This window comes from candidate division WOR-3 bacterium (assembly GCA_039801085.1).
Classification (GTDB): domain Bacteria; phylum Hydrothermota; class Tepidihabitantia; order Tepidihabitantales; family Tepidihabitantaceae; genus JAOABP01.
The window spans coordinates 125,962-145,624 of the sequence record JBDRTY010000001.1; the positions used below are offsets into that span (position 1 = coordinate 125,962).

The following is a 19,663-nucleotide window of genomic DNA, read 5'->3' on the forward strand; positions in this document are numbered from 1 at the left end:
GCTGTTCCATTGCCGGCGTGCGTGATCCCAGCTGGAGTACCAGATAGCGAATGTATCGGGTGCTCGACCCCGCCAGACAATGTGAATATTGCCAGCCGGATCGGCGACCACCGCCCGGGCATTGTTATGGCAGGTCTGGTCAACGCTGTTCCGGGTGGTAACTGAGTCCAGAAGCCAGACGGCTGAAGTGGAGCTGGTGGTCATCAGGACAAAGATCAGCAGGGATAGCCGTTTACTCACAGATTACATATAGGGAACAGGGGTTGCCGGTCAATATCTCCGGATGGTATTACCGCTGGTCATAATTTGACAGTGCCGGTGTAAAATATTAAACTATATATAAATTTATCGGAAGTTGAAGCGGGCTTGTGCCTTTGGTCTTTCAGTGAGGGCAGAGCCCTAACCAGAAAGCTGATAATGGAAAGCAAATCCATCGAGCAACTGCTGGATGCCGGTTTTCTTGATGAATTACAGGAAGGCATCTGGATTGCCGACCAGGAACACCGGCTGGTCTTTGCCAACCGGGTGCTGGTCCGGCTGCTGGCATATGAAAGTGAACAGCAGCTGTTGGGGCGGAGCTGGCGGGAGCTGCTTCTGCCAGGTGATGTGGCGCAGGTGATGCGAACTCTGGAAACCGGCAGTGTCAGCTGCAGTCTGCCTTACACCCGTCTGCTGGGAAACAATGGCCGGACGGTCCCGGCGAAGATGGTCGTCAACCGGAGGTCAAAAGAAAAGGAAAGCTGGCTGGTGGGGATGGTGGTAGAATCGCCGCTGGCGGGAATTAACCGGGATATCGACATCTGGGTAAGTGGCCAGGTGATGGAGAATGCGCCTGATGGTATCTGTATCATTGAGAACGGGCAGATTATCTATGTGAATCATCGGTTTGAGGAATTGACCGGCTACAGTTCACTCCAGCTGGGCAGAATGACGCTGGACCGGCTGCTGGCTCCGGCTTACCGGAAAAGCGTAAGCCAGTTCATTGAGGACCAGCACCGGCTGCTGACGCCCGCGCATCAGGAGGTAAAGATTCAGCACCGGACCGGCCGGGAGGTTGATTGTGAGTTGCGGGTAGTGCCGCTGGAGCACGCCAACCGGCATCTCCTGCTCTGCTATCTGCACGATATTTCAGAACTGCGGCAGGCAGAGCGGATGCGGACCGAGTTTGTGGCGATGGTTTCTCATGATCTGAGGGCACCACTGGCAGCGATCCGGGAGGCGATTGCGCTCCTCGCCGATACCGCGGCGCAGCGCCTGGAGGAAAAACAGCGCCGGTTTCTGATGATCGCCCAGGAGGAGGTGGACCGGCTCAACCGGATGATTGATAACCTGATTGAGGTTTCCCGGATGGAAGCTGGCAAGGTTGAGCTCAATTTGAGGGCGGTGGACCTGAATGATATCATTAATATTTCGCTGGAAAGTATGGCGCTGCTGATTAACAAGAAGAATCTCAAGGTGGTGCGGCGGATACCGCCACGGCTGCCTCCGGTAGCCGGTGATCCGGACCGGCTGCTCCGGGTGTTCAACAACCTGCTGGACAATGCGATTAAGTACTCCCCGGACTCCGGGACAATTCAGATTGAGATTGATTTCGTGGATCCGGAGGCACCGGTGCTTTCTGAGCCCGGAATTCTGGCAAATACCCGTTACCTGAAAGTAACAATTACTGATGAAGGTCCGGGAATTCCGACTGAATTTCTTGACCGGATATTTGGCAAGTTTGAACGGGTGGAACCGCATGGTTCCGGCAGCGGTCTGGGGCTGGCGATTGTCCATTCGATCGTGGAACTGCATCATGGCAAGGTGTGGGCGCGTTCTACTATTGGAGAAGGGGCAAGTTTCAGTTTTATCCTGCCGGTGAAGGAGATCTGATGAGCGAAAAGAAGAAAATTCTGATAGTTGAGGACGAGGTCAATCTCCGGGAGCTGGTGAAGGCACGGCTCGAGGAGAACAATTATGAGGTTATAACCGTCGCCGACGGGTTCAATGCAATTATTCAGTCCCGGAAGGTCAAGCCGGATCTGATCATCCTTGATCTGATGATTCCCCATATCGACGGGTATGCGGTCTGCCGGGTGCTGAAGTCCACTCCGGAGCTGAGCAGTATCCCGGTGATCATGTTCACCGCCCGCACTTCGATGGATGACCTGCGCCGGGGGATGGAGATGGGTGCGGATGCCTATCTTATGAAGCCGTTCAAGCCGGAAGAGATGCTGGCGAAGATCCGGGAGCTGCTGGAACGCAGGGAGTCACCGCCGGAAGCGGCGCCGGCAGTCACTCAGGGCGGGCCGGTGGGCGGAGTGGTTTCTGAGCAGGGTGGCCAGACATCGCCGGAGAACACCGCAGGGAGCGGTGCAGGTCCGAGTGCAAAATGAGGCTGACAGTTGACAGCCGGCAGAATTGTTCTGATTTCCCGGCAATAAAATTTTTGAGTGGTCGGTTTAATTAACAGGAGTGTGTATATGAACCTTGAACAGCTGATTAAAGCCGCACTGGCAGAGGATATCGGTTCAGGCGACATCACCAGTCGCCTGCTGATTCCGGAAAATCAGAAGGGAGTTGCCCATATTATTGCCAATGGCACCGGCATTCTTGCCGGAATTAAAATCTGCGGGCAGGTTTTCAAGGCGGTGGACCGTCGGATCCAGTATGAACCCTTTTACCGGGACAGCAGCCGGTTCCGGCGCGGCGCGATTCTTGCCCGGGTTGCCGGTCCGGCACGTTCAATTCTGACTGCAGAGCGCACCGCGCTCAATTTCCTGTGCCGGCTTTCCGGAATTGCTACCCTGACCGCCAAGTTTGTCTCCCGGATCAAGGGTTCCCGGGCGATTATCCTTGATACCCGGAAAACCACACCCGGCTGGCGGGAACTGGAGAAATATGCGGTCCGGTGTGGAGGTGGCAGAAACCACCGGATGGGGCTCTATGATATGGTGCTGATCAAGGATAATCACCTGACGCTGGTCGGTTCAGTGACCGAGGCACTCAACCGGGCAAAGGGGGCAAAGGTGCCAGTGATGATTGAGGTCAAGACGATTGACCAGCTGCGTGAGGCGCTGGCAGCCGGTGCCAAGCGGATCATGCTGGACAACATGACCGTCCCGCAGCTGCGCCGGGCGGTCCAGATCAATGCCGGACAGGCGAAACTTGAGGCATCGGGCGGTGTCAGTCTGAAGAATGTGCAGCAGATTGCCCGTTCGGGCGTTGACTTCATTTCGGTGGGCGAGCTGACCCATTCGGCACCCGCTGCCGATATCAGTCTGGAATTTTCAACCGAAATGTAGGGTTCAGGTCCGGACAAAGAACTTGCCGGGCAGCTGCCGGACCAGCCCTTTTACTTCCAGCTGGAAAAGCAGGGTCATAAGTTCCGGTATCGGCATACCGGTGGCGGCGCAAATTTCATCAATATGGACCGGCTCCGCACCGACTGCCTCCAGGACCGGTTTCTCATCGGGCAGTGGTTCAACTGGCTGTGGAGTTTCAGCCGGTGTGTTCATGCCGAGTGATTCGAGAACCTCACCGATGCCGGTAATGAGCCGGGCTCCCTGCTGAATCAGCCGGTTGGTGCCCGTGCTCCGTTCATCATCAATTCTCCCCGGAACTGCGAATACCGGCCGTTCCTGCTCCCGAGCCCAGCTGCAGGTGCTGAGCACACCGGATTTCTCGCCGGCTTCAACCGCAATTACCGCCCGGGACAGGGCGGAGATGAGCCGGTTGCGCTTGGGAAAGTTCATTGCCAGCGGTCCGGTACCCGGAGGGAATTCAGATACAAGCGCGCCGGAACCGGCAATTTTCTCCGCAAGCTGGCGGTTTTCCGGCGGATAGAGGACATCAATTCCGGAACCGAGCACCGCAATTGTTCTGCCGCCGGCAGTCAGTGCTGCCCGATGGGCGCAGGTGTCAATTCCCCTTGCCAGACCGCTGACTACGGTCAGCCCGGCACGGACAAGTTCGGCTGCCAGCCGTTCCGCAACCCGCTGTCCGTAATGGGAAGGTCTTCTCGTGCCGATGACCGCCACCGCCTGCCGGTCACCAGATTTGATTTCTCCCCGGATAAAAAGGACTGGCGGCATATGGGGTAAATTCCTGAGATTTTCCGGGAATTCCGGGTCAAGAAAGTCGATGATTTTGACACCCAGTGTGCGCAGGGTTTTCAGTCGGGCAGTAGTTTCGGCACTGCGCTGATAGCTGATGATCGCCTGCGCCAGTTCCGGAACGATACCGGGGACCGCGGTCAGTTTTTCCTTCTCGGCTTGGAAAATTGCCTCAGGATTCTGGAAAGTTGCCAGCAGTCCCTTAAGCCGGTACTCAGTCATGCCGGGAATGGAATAGAGGTCGACGAGGAGTTCCTTATTCTGCACTTTCCCCGGGAAAATGGTCCTGAATCAGCTGCTGGAGCCGTTCCAGCCCGGTGCCGAGGAGTGCAGAAACCCAGATTACCGGCATCGGGGCAGAAACTGACGGTTTCTTCCCCTTTATCAGATCGGCTTTGTTCAGCACCAGCACCGCGGGCCGGCTCAGCAGTTTCTGATCATAAAGCCGGAGCTCCTCCTGCAGAATTTTTAAATCCTCTGCCGGTGTCCCGGCACCATCAACCACATAGAGCAGCATCCGCGTGCGCTCAATATGACGCAGGAACCTGAGCCCCAGTCCTTTTCCCTCATGAGCACCGGCGATGATGCCCGGCATGTCGGCAACGGTGAAACGGAAATTCCTGCCGGTAATCACCCCCAGATTCGGAGTAAGCGTGGTAAATGGATAATCAGCAACCCTGGGCCGGGCTGAGGTCAGGGCACGCAGCAGGGTGGACTTGCCGGCATTGGGCAGACCGACAATGCCGATATCGGCCAACAGGCGCAGAACCAGCCGCAGGGTCCGTTCCTCGCCCTTTGCACCCGGTTCAGCTTTACGGGGCGCCTGCTCCACCGGAGTGGCAAACCGGGCATTGCCCCTGCCTCCTTTTCCTCCCCGTGCCACCACCAGCTCCTGACCTTCGTGCAGGATTTCGCCCAGTTTCTCACCGGTCAGGGCATCAAACACATCGGTGCCCAGCGGCACCGGCAGGACCACATCCTCACCATTCCTGCCGTGCCGGTTCTTACCCATGCCGTGCTGACCTCTGCCTGCCTGATAACGGCGCCGGTAGAGATAGTCCGCCAGAGTCTGCAGATGCTCACTCCCCCGCAGGATTACCGAACCGCCGTCACCGCCATCACCGCCGTCCGGACCACCGCGGGGCACATACTTCTCCCGCCGGAAGGAAATGCAGCCGTCACCGCCGTCGCCCGCCCGGACCGAGATTATCGCTTCGTCAACAAACCGCATCTAACGGGAAAATTTTCTTTTCAGCGCCGCTACCACCACCGGTGGAGCGAAACAGGACAGTTCCCCGCCGGCGCGCGCCAGCTCGCGCACGAGTGAGGAGCTGAGATAGAAATACTTTTCTGAGGGCAGAAAGAAGACCGTCTCCAGTTCACCGGCAAGCTTGCGGTTGGTCAGCGCCATCTGGAACTCATAGTCAAAGTCCATCACCGCACGCAGACCCCGGATGATGGCGCAGGCGTTCTGGCTGCGGACAAAATCCACCAGCAGTCCGTCAAAACCTTCAACTTTGACCCGCTCCAGTCCGGCGGTTGCCTGTCTTGCCAGTTCAATCCGTTCCTCCCAGGAGAAAAGCGGATTTTTCTCCTCCCGCCTTGCCACCGCGACAATCACCTCATCAAACAGCCTTGATGCCCGCTCAACGATATCCAGATGACCCAGCGTAATCGGGTCAAAACTGCCTGGATAGACCGCTCTTTTCATTCCTGCCTCCTGAAAAAGGTTACTGCTGTCTCACCATAAGTCCGCTGTTTGAGGACAATCCAGCCGTTCGGGACCCGGACCGTCTCCTGCCGGCTGTGTTCAATGACCAGCCAGCCGTTTATTTTAACCAGCCGGTTCCGGGCAACAAGTTCGGCGGTGCGGTCTGCCAGCTCCTGATGATAGGGCGGGTCCGCGAGGACAATGTCAAAGCCGGCATCCTGCAGTTTCGGCACCACCCGGAGTACATCACCGCGGATGATCTGCACATTTTCCAGCCCGGCAAGGTTCGCTTTCAGACAGCCGATGATCTTCAGGCTTTTTTCCACGAACACCACCAGAGCTGCACCCCGGGAAAGCGCCTCAATACCCAGCGCACCACCACCGGCAAAGAGATCGCACACCCGGGCATTTCGGACCGCGGTGCCCAGGAGATTGAAGATTCCCTGCCGGGTGATGTCCTTGGTCGGGCGCAGGCCCGAGCGGGGATAAACCAGCCTTCTGCCTTTCAGTTCGCCGGCACTGATGCGCACAGAGCAATATAAAACGAAACGGGCAGAAAATCAATCGGCGCCGGACTTTTTACCAGACGGTCCGGGGCTGGTTATTCGCAGAACAGGGATTTTCTCCACTGCGGTCGAAATGACCTTTACCTTTTTTTGTCATTCCGAGTGAAGCGGAACCGGGGAATATTTCCTTCTCAGACGGAGAGGGATTTCTCGACTGCGCTCGAAATGACCATACCCTCAGATGTCATTCCGAGCGGAGCGTAGCGGAGTCGAGGAATCGGTAAATCAGTGCAAAATGCAAAGTGCAAAATGAAAAATGAGGTTGCCGGTTTTTCTCTATTCATTTAGAGTCATAAAGAAAGCAAAATTTCACATTTGCAAGCCGGTTTCCTAGAGGGCATTCGAGTAAGTTACGGTTCTGCAGAGTGTTGGCGGGCTGATTCCGTTTCCGGAGTAAACAGGGGGCAGTTCCCCCTACCGTGCCAGTTTTGGTTCGGAATAAAATAAAAAGGCTGGGACACGCCCTGATGTCCCAGCCTCTGCTGAATAAGGCTCGGTCTAACGGACGAGTATTGCCCGTTCGGTTGTGTTCATTCCCGGTGTCTGGAGCCGGATGAAGTAGACACCAGGGGTAAGTCCTTTTGCGGACCAGCGGAATTCATTTGTGCCCGGTTGCGCGGTGCCTTCGTAGATTGAGCCTACCGTTCTGCCGGAGATGTCGTGGACCGTCAGCCGGACCGGTCCGGCAGCAGGCAGGTTGAGCCGGATCGTCAGGTTGCGGGTGAAGGGGTTGGGGATGATGGAGAGGGGGGAGTTGAGCGGTGCCGGTGCAGATGCCAGTTCGGAAATTGCCACATTCCGGTCAAACCAGGACTGGGCGCTGTCCGCATTTGCCCGCGCCGAGGTCTCGTCCGCACCACCGACAAAGGCAACCGCAAACCGGTAGGTCTGACCGACCGGCAGATCAAACGGACCGCTGGAGACCAGCACTGACCAGTCATAAGCCCGGTTGGAGTTGCGCTGGACAATCGTGCCGTTGAGGAAGCGGAATTTCATATTGTCGGTCATTGCCGAGTCCGGATAGACATAGATCGCATGGTCAACTCCAGAGAGGTTGGCAAAGGACTGGGGCGCGAGAATCTTGACACCGACGGTCGGGTTGGCGGTGGTGGACTGGCGCATGTAGGTGAAGCGGCGGACCGTGTCGGAGAACAGGGTGTTGGTGGTGGAGGAGGAGCCGATGTCAAAGTCGGCGAAGATGCCGGCATAAAGACCGTTGACCGGGTTTGAGCCCTGGTTCTGGATGTCAAAGACCATGACCACAAAGTCGTCGTAGCCGGGCTGGGCGCTCATATAGGTGTTCTGGGTGATCTTCAAGCCTTTGGGTGTCGGATGTCCCGCATCGGAATAGGAGCCGCGGAAATGTTCATCACCATAGACCGGCGGTGTGACCGGACGCAGACTGTCAACCGGCCGGAGGTCGGTGTTGGGGGTTCCGGATGCAGGATTGCCGTAGTGGTGATCTGCTACATAGGAGGGCGAGTTGCCAACTGCAAAGCTGCCGTAATAAAGGGCGGTCGCTGAGGTTTTGGGATAACAGAAGCCGGAGCCGGAGCCGTCCGGGATGTCATAACCGATTGAGCCCTGACAGGAGACGGTCAGTTTGCAGTAGCCGGTGTCATGGGTCATGAGCAGCTGACCCGGAATCGGCGGTTCACCAATGATGAGGCTGATTCTGAACTTCGTTGCATAGTCGGCGCTGTCGCCGGAGACAAACAGGGTGCAGGGGATGGTGGTGCCGGGCGGAATGGTGCTCAGGGCTGAGACTGCCAGCGGGTCGGTGGTGTTGGTCCGCTCCTCGCCCGACGGGATGTTGCCCCAGGTGGCAAGCGAGTCGGTGACCGTCAGCCGGCTGTCATAGGCACGCAGAATGCCGCTGGTGTTGTTGCAGGCAGCACCACCGGAGTTGCGCAGGGTGATGCGCAGCCGCGCCTGTTCACCCGGGTCAACCCGGCCGTTGTTGTTGCCACCAGGCGGCGAGTCGTGAATCGCAATCGTGCGCAGGACCAGCATCGGACCGCCCGAGCCGGTGATGTAGTTGACCGCTGCCAGCGCATCAATTCTGCCCGCACCGAAGTCATTGTCCTTGCCGCCAGGTCCCAAGTCCACCGCGGTCACCTCAAGGATTGAGTCCACCACCGCCGGGGTCAGGTTGGGGTTCTTGGAGAGCATCAGGCAGACCGTGCCCGCAGTGTGCGGGGTCGCCATTGAGGTGCCGTCCATGCTGGTGTAACCGCCGCCAACCCGGCAGGAGATGACCGCCACCCCGGGCGCACTCACATCCGGCTTGGTCAGTCCGGGCGGATAGACATAGTCGTTATAGGGCGCAACCGTGCCCCAAGTGACCGGACCCCGGCTGGAGAAGGAGGCGATCGCATCGGTTGAGTCGGTCGCACCGATCGAGATGATCCCGGAGAGGGTGCCGGTGCCGGTGTTCTGCGGGTTCCACCAGGGCGGCGGCACATTACCCGGACAGCGGCAGGAGTTGGGCGGAGTGAGACTGCGCTCGTTGCCCGCCGCCACAATCTGGATCACACCCGCCGCATTGACATTGTCCGCCACCTGCCGCCAGGTCGCCTGGTGCGGGTTCCAGGAAAGCATCCAGCCCAAGGACATCGTGTAGAGGTCCGCACCGTTGGCCGGTGAGAGCGGGGGCGAGACCACAAACTGCATCGCCTGCCAGCACTGGCTCTCCGCCACCGAGTCCGCTACCGTCCGCACCCGGCAGACCATGATCCGGGCATCCGGCGCCACCCCGCACTGGGTGCCCGAGGTGCCATCACTGGCAACCGTGCCTGCCGTATGGGTGCCATGCCCGTTCTGATCCATCGGGTTGTTGTTGTTGCTCTCGAAGTTCCAGCCGTGATAGGGGTAGTTGGGGTCCTCCCACATGTGGTCTGCCAGGTCGGGATGGGTGTAGTCACAGCCGGTATCAATGTGCCCGCAGACCACACCCTGCCCGGTGTAGCCCTGTGCCCAGACCTCAGGCGCCCTTATCTTGCGCACACCCCAGGTCGCATCATACTGCGGCTCTGCGGGCGCACCCGGCTTCTCGAGCAGGTCCGGACACCAGGCAAGATCATAGTTGACATAGTGGACATCTGCCCGCTGCGAAAGCTCCCGGATCACCGCCGGCGTCGCCTCGCAGGCAACCGCATTGACAATCCAGATCGAGCGGATGTCCCGGACCAGGCCCTGTTGCTCCTTCTCCTCGAGATAGCTCAGGATGGAGGACTGCTCCCTTCGGGCAAACTCGCCGAGAATCTCTGCCACCCGCACCCGGCGCTCCCGCCGGCTCAGACCGTCAACCTGCGAGAAAAGCAGCCGGGTGTCATACTGGTTTTTCAGAACGATGTGAACCGGCAGCTTCTGGTCAGCCGCCGCGGTGCTCAGATGCCGCTCCAGCTCCGGACTGATCATCCCGAAGCCGAAGGCAAGGAGCAGAAGTAGAGTTGTCATGATGGTTTTTATCATTTGCGCTCCTCTGGTTTGTTTGATCGGTTTTCCATTTTATCGAGCCTGACTTTAATTAGATTATATCCGGAAGATTTGTCGGGTCAATTTTCTTGACTGAGGTCAGGCGCAAGGGCAAACTTTTAAGGTGAGGTATCTGCAGGTCTTTGTCTCGGTACCGGACCGAAGAACCGCCAGCCGGATCAGCCGGATGCTGCTGGCGGAACGGCTGGCAGCCTGTGTACAGATTTTAGGTCCGATTGTCAGCAGTTACTGGTGGCAGGGGAAGATCGAGCAGAGCCGGGAGTGGCTTTTGGTGATTAAAACGGACCGGGCGCATTACCCCCTTCTTGAGAGGCGGGTCCGGGAGATGCATCCGTATCAGGTCCCCGAGATCATTGCAATGGTCATCAGTGCCGGGTATCAGCCATATCTGAAGTGGCTGAGTGCGGAATTAATCCCGGACAAAAGTAAATTTCCGGGCAGGAGGATTTGATGCCGGTCAGCCGGCTGATTCTGGAGCTGAGCCATCCAGAACCGGCGGTTCGGCGTGCTGCCGCCCGTGAGCTCGCCCGGCTTGATCCGGAGACAGCCGCAGGTGCGATCGTCTTTCTGCTGAAGGACCCGGAGCCGGAGATCCGCCGGGAGGTGGCGGGAATTTTAAGCCGGCTCGGCAGGACAGCCGAGGAACCGGTGGCACGGTATCTTTCAACCTGGGAGGGACCGCTTGAGTTGTGGGTAATAGAGCTTGTCGGGGAGCTGAAGCTGGCTGATGGGGTGGATTATCTCCTCAAGCATCTGAACGAACCGGAGCCGATGACAAGACGGGCGATCGCAGTGGCACTGGGCAGGATTGGTGCTGCTTATGCAGATGCGCCGGGGATCACCAGTACCCGGGCACTTGAAGGACTGCTGGAACTGCTGCGGGATTTGAATCCCGAGGTGCAGGTCGCAGCCGCCGAGGCGCTTGCCGGACTGAGCAGGCAGGAGGCGGTTAATCCGCTCCTTGATGAGTTGCAGGATGAAAATCCGCAGGTGCGCCGGGCAGCAGCAGTCGCACTGGGAAGAATCGGGGTGCCGGTTGCTGCTGCTGAACTGGTTCGACTGGCAAACAATGATCCGTTTGCTGAGGTGCGCCAGGCAGCACGGGAGGCGCTGGAGCGGATTTCGGACCGTTCGGTGCGTTCACTTTTGGAGGCGTTGACTGCTGAGAATTTGGATGAGCGGGAAGCGGCGCTGCGTCAGCTTCTGGATGCTGGTCCAGCGGCGTTGCCGCCGTTAATCCGGCTGGCAGGGAGTGATGATTCCGGCATCCGCCGGCTGGTTGCCTGGGTTCTGGGCATGCTCGGGGAAGAGGCGGGACTGGCCACTCTGTTTCTGCTGACTGAAGATTCAGAAGGTGGCGTCCGGCTGGCGGCGATTCAGGCGCTAAGCAGAATCCGGCATCTGCGGGCAGCGGAGCGGCTGAGCCGGTTGCTGGAGGATGCGGATCCGAAAATCGCCGGTATGGCAGCCAACGCCCTGGAAAGGCTGGGAGAGCTGGCAGTAGAGCCGGTTTTCGGAATACTGACTCATCAATCACCCGATGTCCGGGTGCGGGCAATTGATGTGCTGGGCCGGCTCAGACATGAGGGGGCGGTGGAACGGCTCATCAGCGGTCTTGATGATTCTTCATACTGGGTCAGACTGGTTTCGGCGCAGGCGCTGGGTGAAATTGGCGATGTGCGGGCGGTGCCGGCGCTGATTGAGCGTCTTGATGACCCGGACCGGCTGGTAAGGGCGATGTCCGCCGAGGCACTGGGCAAGTTGAGAGATTACCGGGCGAGCATGAAGCTGCTGGAGCGGGTGGAAGATGAAAGTGATCTGGTGCGGGCGAATGTTTTTCTGGCACTGGGAAGGATCGGCAATCCGATTGCGGTTCCTTTTCTGATGAAGGCGCTGGACGATCCCGAAGTCCGGGTCCGGCTGGCGGCAATTGAGGCGCTGGGATTGTTACGGGCAAAGGCGGCAAGAGAGAAACTCAGGGCGATTGCCCGCCCCTGGCCCTGGAGCCGGGAGCCGGGAAGAGTCAAGGACGCAGCACGCTGGGCACTGAGTATGATTGATTCCTCCGGGACAGTTATTTGATGAGCGCCCGGGCGTATTCCTGCGGGTTGAACTGCTCGAGGTCATTAAGCCCCTCACCGGTGCCGACAAAGAGGACCGGAAGTTTGAGCTCGATGACCACCGGGATGATGATTCCGCCGCGGGCAGTTCCATCCAGTTTGGTGATGATAATGCCGGTGAGGCCGAGACGCTGATGAAAGATTTCTGCCTGGCGGAGTCCGTTCTGGCCCACGGTCGCATCGAGTACAAGCCAGATTTCCTCCGGTGCACCCGGTTTGACCTTGCTGCAGACCCGTTTGATCTTTTCCAGTTCTGCCATCAGGTCCTGGCGGGTATGGAGCCGGCCGGCGGTGTCGACCAGCACCGTGTCAAACTGCTGCTGGCGTGCCCGGGTTATGGTATCAAACACAACCGCTCCCGGGTCCTGGCCTTTCTGCGAGTGGACGATTGCGACCCCCGCCCGCTCCGCCCAGATGCGCACCTGTTCCGAAGCGGCGTCGCGATAGGTGTCAGCGGCAGCGATGATGACCCGTCTGCCCCGGGCGGCATAGTAATGGGCCAATTTCCCCACGGTGGTTGTTTTGCCCGAGCCGTTGACCCCGACGATCATGATCACTACGGGAGTTTCCGGTGACGGGCGGTTACCGCGATCGGTTCCGCTCAAGAGCCGGATAATTTCCTGTTCCAGCGCCGCCTGCGGGTTTTCCTCCGCCCGGTTGAGACGGTCCAGCAGCTGAGCGGTGGCGCGGGCGCCGACATCCGCGCTGATCAGGGCGGCTTCCAGTTCCTCCAGGTTGAGCGTTTTGGCGGTGATCAGCCGGGAGAGGAGTTGGCGAGTCCGGGCAAGTGTTTCCCGCAGTCCCATGGGTTAATTTTCGGGCAGGGGCGATGCCGGGTTGTTCCGGCGGTAGTCTGCAAGGCTCACGGAAATGAGTTTTGAGACCCCGGGCTGTTCGGCAGTTACACCGAAGATGACATCAGCCCGTTCCACCGTTGCGCGGTTATGGGTAATGATTATCACTTGGGTCTTTTCGGTCATCCGTTTGAGGTAGTCGGCAAAACGGCTGACATTGGCGTCGTCCAGGGGGGCATCGATTTCGTCCAGAAAACAGAAGGGAGCGGGTTTCACCCGGTAGAAGGCGAAGAGGAGTGAGATCGCCAGCAGTGCCTTTTCGCCGTCCGAAAGCTGCTCCAGCCGTTTCGGATTTTTCCCCCGGGGGCGGGCAATGATGGCGATTTCAGACTGGAGCGGGTCCGCATCATTAACCAGAACCAGATCGGCATCCCCTTCCAGAAACAGTTCCCGGAAGACCTGCTGAAAATGAAGCCGGACTTCCCGGTAGGTATTGAGAAACTGTTCCCGGGCGTGCCGGTCAATTTCCTTTAATGACTCTTCCAGATTCTGTTTTGCCTGCAGGACATCGTCCCGCTGGAAGAGCAGGCGTTCAAGGTCCTTTTTTTCCTGTTCATACTCTTCTGCTGCCAGTGGATTTACCGGACCCAGGGCGGCAAGCCGGCGACGAATTTCCTCCAGCCGGTTCAGTTCATCGGCTGATTCTGCCGGTGCCGGACTGAACTGGCTGAGATCGGCACCCAGGGATTTGGCCTCATCAAGCAGGGCACGGACTCGGGTTTCCAGTTCGGCGCGCTGGAGCCGGTATTCCAGAAGCCGGTTCTGGTTATTCTGTTGCTGGTTCCGTAACTCGGCAATGTTTTTTTCCAGTTCGGCGGTGGCTGCGGAAACATCGTCAAGGTTGAAGCGGGCATAACTCTGCTCGGCTTCGGCAAGCTGCGCCTGGAGCTGATTGATGGCAGTGTTTAACTGCTCGCGGCGGTCCTTCAGCTGCTGCTGGCGTTCGTGATGGCGGGTCATGGTGGCGGTAATTTCCCTGATCCGCCGGGATTTGTCCTCAATGGACTGTTTGATATGGCTCATTTCGGTTTCCAGATGCCGGACCCGGGCCCGTTGTTCTGCCAGCTGAGCCAGCAGTTCGGATGCGGCCTTCAGTTCGTTTTTAACCTGCTGTTCGGCGGTGTTTGACCGCTGTTCCAGCCCGGCGAGTTTCTGTTCGGACTGCTCAATCGCGGTGCGGAGTGCGGTCAGCTCCTGCTGATGTTCTGCCAACGCAGTGGTTATGGAGCCGGTTAATCCGTTCAGCCGGCGGATTTCCGCATTCAGGCGTTCGTATTCCCGCTGCAGTTCCGCGGCAACACCGGCAGTGGTGCTCAGCCGGGATTCCAGAGCATAAAATTCTCTTTCTGTCAAGCGAAGTTCACTTTCTGCCTGGTCCAGCTGAGCCTGCAACTGGAGGCGCTGTTCGTTGAGGTGGGCAGCGGTCTTTTCAATCGCTGCAAGCCGTTCATTGAGTGCGGCAGTGCTGTGCTCGAGTTCCCGGATTCTGCTCAGGATGACCATACTGCCTGCCTGTTCACCGGCAAGCACGAGCCGGCCGTTACCGAGATAGGCATAGCCGTCAGCGGTGACGAAACGGGACGCCGGATACTTTTCAATCATTGACCCGAGAGATTCACTGTTGCGGAGGGCAGCAAAAGATTCCAGCAGTGACCGCAGCAGGGCAGGGGCACCGGTACGGAGTCGGACAAACTGGTGGAGCGTGCCGATGATCGCCGGATCCGCGGGGGGCGGGCTTTCGGGTACAGGTGCGGTCGCCAGTGAGTTTATGAGCAGGCCGAAACGCTCAGTCGGGAAGCGGTCAAGAAGCCGCTTCAGTTCCGCCGGTTGAATTGTCTCGGTGTTCAGGAAGTCGAGCAAAAAGTTGAATGCTGCCTCGCAGGCACGTTCCCAGCCCGGGTCCGGTTCGAGCCAGTCGCTCACCGGAGTAACATCGCCCAGTATTTCCCTTGCGCCCGCCAGCACCGAGCGGGCAACCCGGGTTTCGAGCCGGGCAATCTGGGCAGCGTTACCGGTCCTCTGCTCCTCGAGGTGGCGTTGTTCCCGCCCGAGCTCTGCCAGTTGCCGTTCAATGGCAGCGAGTTCCTGCTGCCGGAGTGTTGACTGCTGTCGCTGGTAGTCGAGCTGATTTTTTAAGTGCTCGAATTCACTCTGCAGTGTGTTGCGGTCCGTTTCTGCCTGATTCAGTTGCTGGCGGAGGCGGCGGGCTTCTTCAGTCAGGCGCTCAGTTGTTGTTTTATTATTTGCCAGTTCTGCTTCGAGGCGGATGATTTTTCCCCGGAGTTGCTGTTCATTTTCCCAGAGCTGACGCAGCCGGTCGCGCTCCTGTTCTTCCTCCTGGCGGGAAGTAATAACTGTGGTTTCCTGCTGCCGGCTCTCAGTCTGCAGGTGCTGCAGTTCAGCCTCCTGTTTCCGCAGGGTGGAATTGGCGTTTTCCAGCTGGTTAAGTGCGGTGTTAAATATCTGTTGCAGTTCGTTGATTTCCTGTTCCAGCCGGGTCTTCTCCTTTTGCAGTTCCTCTGAGGTACGGTCAAGAAATTCAGATTCCTGCTGTTCCATCAGCAGTCTTGCCTGCAGTTCCGCCAGTGTCTGGCGGCGCTGATTTAATTCATTGAGTGCCTGCTCCCGTTCACTCTGGATGCCGACCAGCCGGGAATGAAGCTGACGGAGTTCTTCCTCCTGATGCCGGATCTGGAGGGTAAGTTCGGCAGCGGCGTCCTCAAGTTTCCGGATTTCCTGTTCGTTTGCGGCAAGCTGTTCGTTTAATTCCCGGTATGCCTGCTGGAGTTCCCGGAGTCGGAGCTGGCTTTCTTCCTGTTTGAGTCGCTGGTAGACCCGGAGCCGGGCGCTCTGGCGCTGGAGGCTGCGCACAATTCTTTCCCGTTCGGCAATGATATCCTCCAGCCGGGTTAAATCGGTCTGGGTAAGAGTTAATTTGCGCTGGCACTCTTCTTTGGAGTCGCGGAATTTGGCTAAAGTCGCCGCCTCTTCAAACATCTGACGGATGTTGCCGGCGATTATTTCGCGCATCTGGCGGAGATCAAAAATCGAGTAGGCTTTCGTGCCGATGCCGGTGGAGAGAAACAGGTCCTGAATGTCACGAAGCCGGCAGGGCTGGCGGTTCAGATAGTATTCACTCTCACCGGAGCGGAAATAACGGCGCCGGATTTCCACTTCCGAACCGAGTGCGGGCTGATCTTCGGTGGAGAGGATGAGGCGGACCTCGGCAAAGTTTACCGGCGGCAGCTGCGCGGTGCCGGCAAAAATCAGGTCTTCATTTTTTGCACAGCGGAGCACTGCGAACGACTGTTCGCCCAGCACCCAGCGCAGTGCATCGAGAACATTGGATTTGCCGCAACCATTCGGTCCGATGATACAGTTCATTCCTGGTGCAAAGCGGAGGGTTGTTTTTTCCTGGAAGGATTTGAATCCTAAGAGCTGAAGTTCCTTGATATACACTTAGCTTTAATGATATACCGCAGTTTACCTCGAGTCAACTATAAAAAACCGGGCTCAGTTTGAGCCCGGTTAGAATCAGGAGGTAGTTTTATCAGCGCAGAACCGCCGTCTTGTACCGGATGATATACCGACCGTCGTTCAGTTCGTAGAAGTAAAGACCATTTGGTACCAAGTGGTGGTGTTCGTCAGTGGTGTGCCAGACAGCGGAATGAACTCCAGCAGGCAGGTTGCCTTCAACCAGTGTGCCGACAAGTTTCCCGGAAGCTGAGAAGACTTTCAGAGTAATAGTGCGTGTTTCCGGCAGCGAAAAACGGATGGTCTGGTTCCGGTTTGCCGGATTGGGGGCTACCTGATTGAATTCCGGTCGCATTGTCGGCTTTTCCTCAGAGACAGCAGTGAGGTATGGTTCGATCCAGCTACGAATCACCGCCTCATTAAACCCTTCCATTGAGCCAACGACCACCCCGGCCGTGTCAATGACATAATTCAGCGGGATGTAGCCATTCATCCGGTATGCGGTCCAGCCGGCTCCGGCATCGCGGAAGAAGGGGTAGCTGTATGCGCGGGCATACACCTTTACCACATTTTCCATATCCTGCCAGAGATTGATTGCCAAAGGCAGATACCCCTGACTGCCGTATTCATCAAACATTGCTTGTATTCGCGGCAACTCCGCGAGACAGGATGGTCAGGTGGACTGCCAGAAGAAGAGTTGAATTACATGTCCACGGTATTCCGCCGGGATGGTGTGAGTCTGCCACGCGGTATCCGGGACGGAGATGTTGGGTGCCGGATCACCGGGCTGAGGCCATGCCCAGAGCAAAACCGGTGCTGTCAGCACCAATAACAGTATGAGTACCTTAAGCTTCACCAATATGACCTCCTTTTATAGTTATGATAACAAATCGTGGTATTGTGTCAATAAATGAGATTAGATTTTGAGTATTTCAGTGGGATCAACCGGCTTGCCAAATTTGCGGATTTCAAAGTGCAGGTGGGGTGCAGTTGCCTGTCCGGTCATACCGACCCGGCCGATTATTTGCCCGACCTTCACCGAATCGCCACGGTTCACCAGCCACTGGGCAAGGTGTCCATAGTAAGTTTCGTAGCCTTCGGCGTGCGCAAGCCCGATGAACCGCCCCAAGACACGGTCGGTTCCCCGGCTGATGACAATACCGTCAGCCGCAGCCCGGACCGGACTTTCCCGGGGGACTGCCAGGTCAACCGCAATGTGTTCGGGACTGGCACGTCTGGAGACAACATATCCGGAAACTGGTACAAGTATCGGAACCGGATATTTTCCCCAGGGTTGGTCAGAAATCCATTCCGGGAGAATAAATGAGTCGGGAGTCATGCCCTGCCAGTCTACGGGCGGCGGTGATAGTTCAACACCAAGCATCCGCGCAAGTTTTTCCCGCTCAATTTCCAGGTTTTCCAGTTTTTCCCGGAGCTGGGTTATTTTCTTGAATTCTGTTTCCAGTTTCCGGTTACGCTGGGTGAGATAGATCAGCTGATGGAACCGGTAGGCACCGGAGGCGACAATTCCAACTGCTGCCAGCACGAGCAAAACGGACAGACATAACAGGGCGAAAAGCAGCCGGGCGAGACCGAGCGAGATGCTGAAACGAAGTGAATTTGGTGTATAGTTGCCAAAAATGAATACGGTGATTTCTTTTTTAGCCACCGGATTCTTTCCGGATCAGTTGGCAGATACGAGTAAGGTCTTCGGAAGAGTGGAACATGATCGTGATTTTTCCCGCGGATTTGCCCGGCGGTGTAATCACGACCCGGGTGCCGAGGGTTTCCTGGAGACGCTGCTCAATTTCCGTCAGATGAATGTCCTTTTCCGTTTTTCTGGTTTCCCCCTTCGTTGTCGGAATTTTACCTTCACTGCAGAGTCGTTCCAGAGTTCGGACAGAAATGCCCTCAGCAATTACCTTTTCACACAGGTCCACCTGTTCACGCCGGCTGGTGAGCGTCAGGAGCGCGCGCGCATGACCCGGGGTAATCTGTCCCAAGCTTAGTGCTTCACGGACGCGGTAGGGGAGAGTGAGCAGCCGCAGGGCGTTGGTGATCGTCGAGCGGTCTTTGCCCACCCGGCGGGCGATTTCTTCGTGGGTGAGATTAAACTGTTCATGCAATGCCTTATAGGCAAGGGCTTCATCAATTGGATTCAGATCAGAGCGCTGTATGTTTTCGATCAGCGCCATTTCGAGCATCTCACGGTCGTCAACCGGGCGGATGATCGCCGGAATTGCAGTTAATCCGGCAATGCGGGCAGCACGCCAGCGCCGTTCCCCCATTACCAGCTCATACCCGTCGTGACGGCGACGGACAACAACGGGCTGAAGTACTCCCTTTTCCCGAATTGATGCTACCAGTTCCTGAAAATGCGGGTCATTTTCTGCTTCCTTGGTAATGCGGGGCTGATAGGGGTTGGGTCGGATTTCATCAATGGGGATCGGGCGGGATTCTGTAGCCAGAGCCTCCTGAGTTTTTTCCGGGATGATAGCGCGCAGCCCTTTGCCTAATGCCTTACGGTTCATCGGTTTTTACTCCTGATGGATGTCGGGACAATATTTCATTTACGAGTGCCAGATATGCCTGAGCGCCGGCCGACTGTCCGTCGTAGGCAAAGATCGGCTTGCCGAAACTGGGGGCTTCGGCAAGCCGGATACTGCGGGGGATGACGGTTGAAAACACCTGTTCTCTGAAGAATTCGCGCACCTCATTTTCCACCTGCTGGCAGAGGTTGAGCCGGCTGGAGAACATCGTAAGCAGTACACCTTCGATTTCCAGCGTCGGGTTAAGTGTTGAACGGATGAGGTTGACTGTTTCCAGAAGTCGGGACATTCCCTCCAAGGCGTAATATTCTGCTTGTACGGGAATAAGCACGCTGTTGGCGGCGGTGAGACTGTTGATTGTCAGCAGAAGCAATGATGGCGGACAGTCAATGATGATGAATGAATATTTCGGTTCAATCAGGTTGAGCGCACGGCTGAGCCGGAATTCCCGCTGAGGGGCTTCTACCAGTTCCACTTCGGCTCCGGCGAGGTTGAGCGTGGCGGGCAGCAGGTCCATTTTATTAAAGCAGTTTCTGATGATTGCGTCATCAACACGCTGAGTTTCGAGCAGAACTTCGTATACAGAGACAGCGAGATTGCTGCGGTCAATTCCGAGTCCGACGGTGGCATGTGCCTGTGGGTCCATATCCACCAGGAGCACATTATAGTCCCGGAGTGCCAACCCGGCAGCGAGGTTGATTGCGGTTGTCGTTTTTCCCACTCCGCCTTTCTGATTACAGACGGCGATTCTGCGTGCCATTATTCACTAATTTAATCCCTTAAATTTCAGTGTCAAA

The 19,663-nt window shown here is 57.3% G+C and carries 17 protein-coding genes; 5 read left to right on the forward strand and 12 right to left on the reverse strand.

Translation table 11 applies throughout. The annotated features are described in order from the left end of the window. The first annotated feature begins 417 nt into the window (after positions 1–417). The 3 genes from ABIK48_00595 to nadC all read left to right on the forward strand — a co-directional run bounded on the left by ABIK48_00595 (position 418) and on the right by nadC (position 3,284). Complete coding sequence (locus ABIK48_00595) at positions 418–1,872, forward strand: ATP-binding protein (GenBank protein MEO0020660.1); 1,455 nt, start codon at positions 418–420, stop codon at positions 1,870–1,872. Next, entirely contained in the window at positions 1,872–2,375 is a 504-nt protein-coding gene (locus ABIK48_00600; protein ID MEO0020661.1) for a response regulator transcription factor, read from the forward strand. Before ABIK48_00595 ends, ABIK48_00600 begins: the two co-directional genes overlap by 1 nt. Before the next feature lie 87 nt (positions 2,376–2,462). Next, positions 2,463–3,284, forward strand: coding sequence for a carboxylating nicotinate-nucleotide diphosphorylase (gene nadC, locus ABIK48_00605; GenBank protein MEO0020662.1), 822 nt, complete (start codon positions 2,463–2,465; stop codon positions 3,282–3,284). Positions 3,285–3,287: 3 nt separating this feature from the next. Here nadC and dprA read toward each other — a convergent pair whose 3' ends face one another. The 5 genes from dprA to ABIK48_00630 all read right to left on the reverse strand — a co-directional run bounded on the left by dprA (position 3,288) and on the right by ABIK48_00630 (position 9,845). After that, positions 3,288–4,361, reverse strand: a complete 1,074-nt coding sequence (gene dprA, locus ABIK48_00610) for a DNA-processing protein DprA (protein ID MEO0020663.1) — start codon at positions 4,359–4,361, stop codon at positions 3,288–3,290. Then, complete coding sequence (gene obgE, locus ABIK48_00615) at positions 4,351–5,325, reverse strand: GTPase ObgE (protein ID MEO0020664.1); 975 nt, start codon at positions 5,323–5,325, stop codon at positions 4,351–4,353. The genes dprA and obgE overlap by 11 nt, the downstream gene beginning before the upstream one ends. Continuing rightward, complete coding sequence (gene coaD, locus ABIK48_00620; GenBank protein ID MEO0020665.1) at positions 5,326–5,805, reverse strand: pantetheine-phosphate adenylyltransferase; 480 nt, start codon at positions 5,803–5,805, stop codon at positions 5,326–5,328. Continuing rightward, positions 5,802–6,335: a 16S rRNA (guanine(966)-N(2))-methyltransferase RsmD gene (gene rsmD / locus ABIK48_00625; GenBank protein ID MEO0020666.1), complete on the reverse strand. Its 534-nt coding sequence runs from the start codon at positions 6,333–6,335 to the stop codon at positions 5,802–5,804. Before rsmD ends, coaD begins: the two co-directional genes overlap by 4 nt. A gap of 534 nt (positions 6,336–6,869) precedes the next feature. Then, the gene (locus tag ABIK48_00630; protein MEO0020667.1) at positions 6,870–9,845 is read right to left on the reverse strand and encodes a S8 family serine peptidase; all 2,976 of its coding nucleotides are present in this window, start codon (positions 9,843–9,845) and stop codon (positions 6,870–6,872) included. Positions 9,846–9,972: 127 nt separating this feature from the next. Between ABIK48_00630 and cutA the strand changes: the two genes are divergently transcribed. Both cutA and ABIK48_00640 read left to right on the forward strand, forming a co-directional pair. Further along, positions 9,973–10,320, forward strand: coding sequence for a divalent-cation tolerance protein CutA (gene cutA / locus ABIK48_00635; protein ID MEO0020668.1), 348 nt, complete (start codon positions 9,973–9,975; stop codon positions 10,318–10,320). Beyond that, on the forward strand, positions 10,320–11,951 hold the full coding sequence (locus ABIK48_00640) for a HEAT repeat domain-containing protein (GenBank protein ID MEO0020669.1): 1,632 nt from the start codon (positions 10,320–10,322) through the stop codon (positions 11,949–11,951). The genes cutA and ABIK48_00640 overlap by 1 nt, the downstream gene beginning before the upstream one ends. Here ABIK48_00640 and ftsY read toward each other — a convergent pair. From ftsY to ABIK48_00675, 7 genes are all read right to left on the reverse strand, one after another. After that, entirely contained in the window at positions 11,944–12,795 is an 852-nt protein-coding gene (gene ftsY / locus ABIK48_00645; GenBank protein MEO0020670.1) for a signal recognition particle-docking protein FtsY, read from the reverse strand. The genes ABIK48_00640 and ftsY overlap by 8 nt on opposite strands. A gap of 3 nt (positions 12,796–12,798) precedes the next feature. Then, a complete protein-coding gene (smc, locus tag ABIK48_00650) occupies positions 12,799–16,302 on the reverse strand; it encodes a chromosome segregation protein SMC (GenBank protein MEO0020671.1) in 3,504 nt (1,167 codons plus the stop codon). Positions 16,303–16,393: 91 nt separating this feature from the next. Further along, entirely contained in the window at positions 16,394–16,972 is a 579-nt protein-coding gene (locus tag ABIK48_00655) for a T9SS type A sorting domain-containing protein (protein MEO0020672.1), read from the reverse strand. An 18-nt stretch (positions 16,973–16,990) separates the two neighbouring features. Beyond that, a complete protein-coding gene (locus tag ABIK48_00660) occupies positions 16,991–17,173 on the reverse strand; it encodes a hypothetical protein (protein ID MEO0020673.1) in 183 nt (60 codons plus the stop codon). A 60-nt stretch (positions 17,174–17,233) separates the two neighbouring features. Continuing rightward, positions 17,234–17,986, reverse strand: a complete 753-nt coding sequence (locus tag ABIK48_00665; protein MEO0020674.1) for a M23 family metallopeptidase — start codon at positions 17,984–17,986, stop codon at positions 17,234–17,236. Further along, the gene (locus tag ABIK48_00670) at positions 17,979–18,848 is read right to left on the reverse strand and encodes a ParB/RepB/Spo0J family partition protein (GenBank protein ID MEO0020675.1); all 870 of its coding nucleotides are present in this window, start codon (positions 18,846–18,848) and stop codon (positions 17,979–17,981) included. The genes ABIK48_00665 and ABIK48_00670 overlap by 8 nt, the downstream gene beginning before the upstream one ends. Beyond that, positions 18,838–19,626, reverse strand: coding sequence for a ParA family protein (locus ABIK48_00675; protein ID MEO0020676.1), 789 nt, complete (start codon positions 19,624–19,626; stop codon positions 18,838–18,840). Before ABIK48_00675 ends, ABIK48_00670 begins: the two co-directional genes overlap by 11 nt. Between the last annotated feature and the right edge of the window lie 37 nt (positions 19,627–19,663).

Coding starts and splice junctions, on each gene's coding strand:
- ABIK48_00595 (MEO0020660.1), top strand. CDS start 418: ATGGAAAGCAAATCCATCGAGCAACTGCTGGATGCCGGTTTTCTTGAT.
- ABIK48_00600 (MEO0020661.1), top strand. CDS start 1,872: ATGAGCGAAAAGAAGAAAATTCTGATAGTTGAGGACGAGGTCAATCTC.
- nadC (MEO0020662.1), top strand. CDS start 2,463: ATGAACCTTGAACAGCTGATTAAAGCCGCACTGGCAGAGGATATCGGT.
- obgE (MEO0020664.1), bottom strand. CDS start 5,325: ATGCGGTTTGTTGACGAAGCGATAATCTCGGTCCGGGCGGGCGACGGC.
- coaD (MEO0020665.1), bottom strand. CDS start 5,805: ATGAAAAGAGCGGTCTATCCAGGCAGTTTTGACCCGATTACGCTGGGT.
- ABIK48_00630 (MEO0020667.1), bottom strand. CDS start 9,845: ATGATAAAAACCATCATGACAACTCTACTTCTGCTCCTTGCCTTCGGC.
- ABIK48_00640 (MEO0020669.1), top strand. CDS start 10,320: ATGCCGGTCAGCCGGCTGATTCTGGAGCTGAGCCATCCAGAACCGGCG.
- ftsY (MEO0020670.1), bottom strand. CDS start 12,795: ATGGGACTGCGGGAAACACTTGCCCGGACTCGCCAACTCCTCTCCCGG.
- ABIK48_00670 (MEO0020675.1), bottom strand. CDS start 18,848: ATGAACCGTAAGGCATTAGGCAAAGGGCTGCGCGCTATCATCCCGGAA.
- ABIK48_00675 (MEO0020676.1), bottom strand. CDS start 19,626: ATGGCACGCAGAATCGCCGTCTGTAATCAGAAAGGCGGAGTGGGAAAA.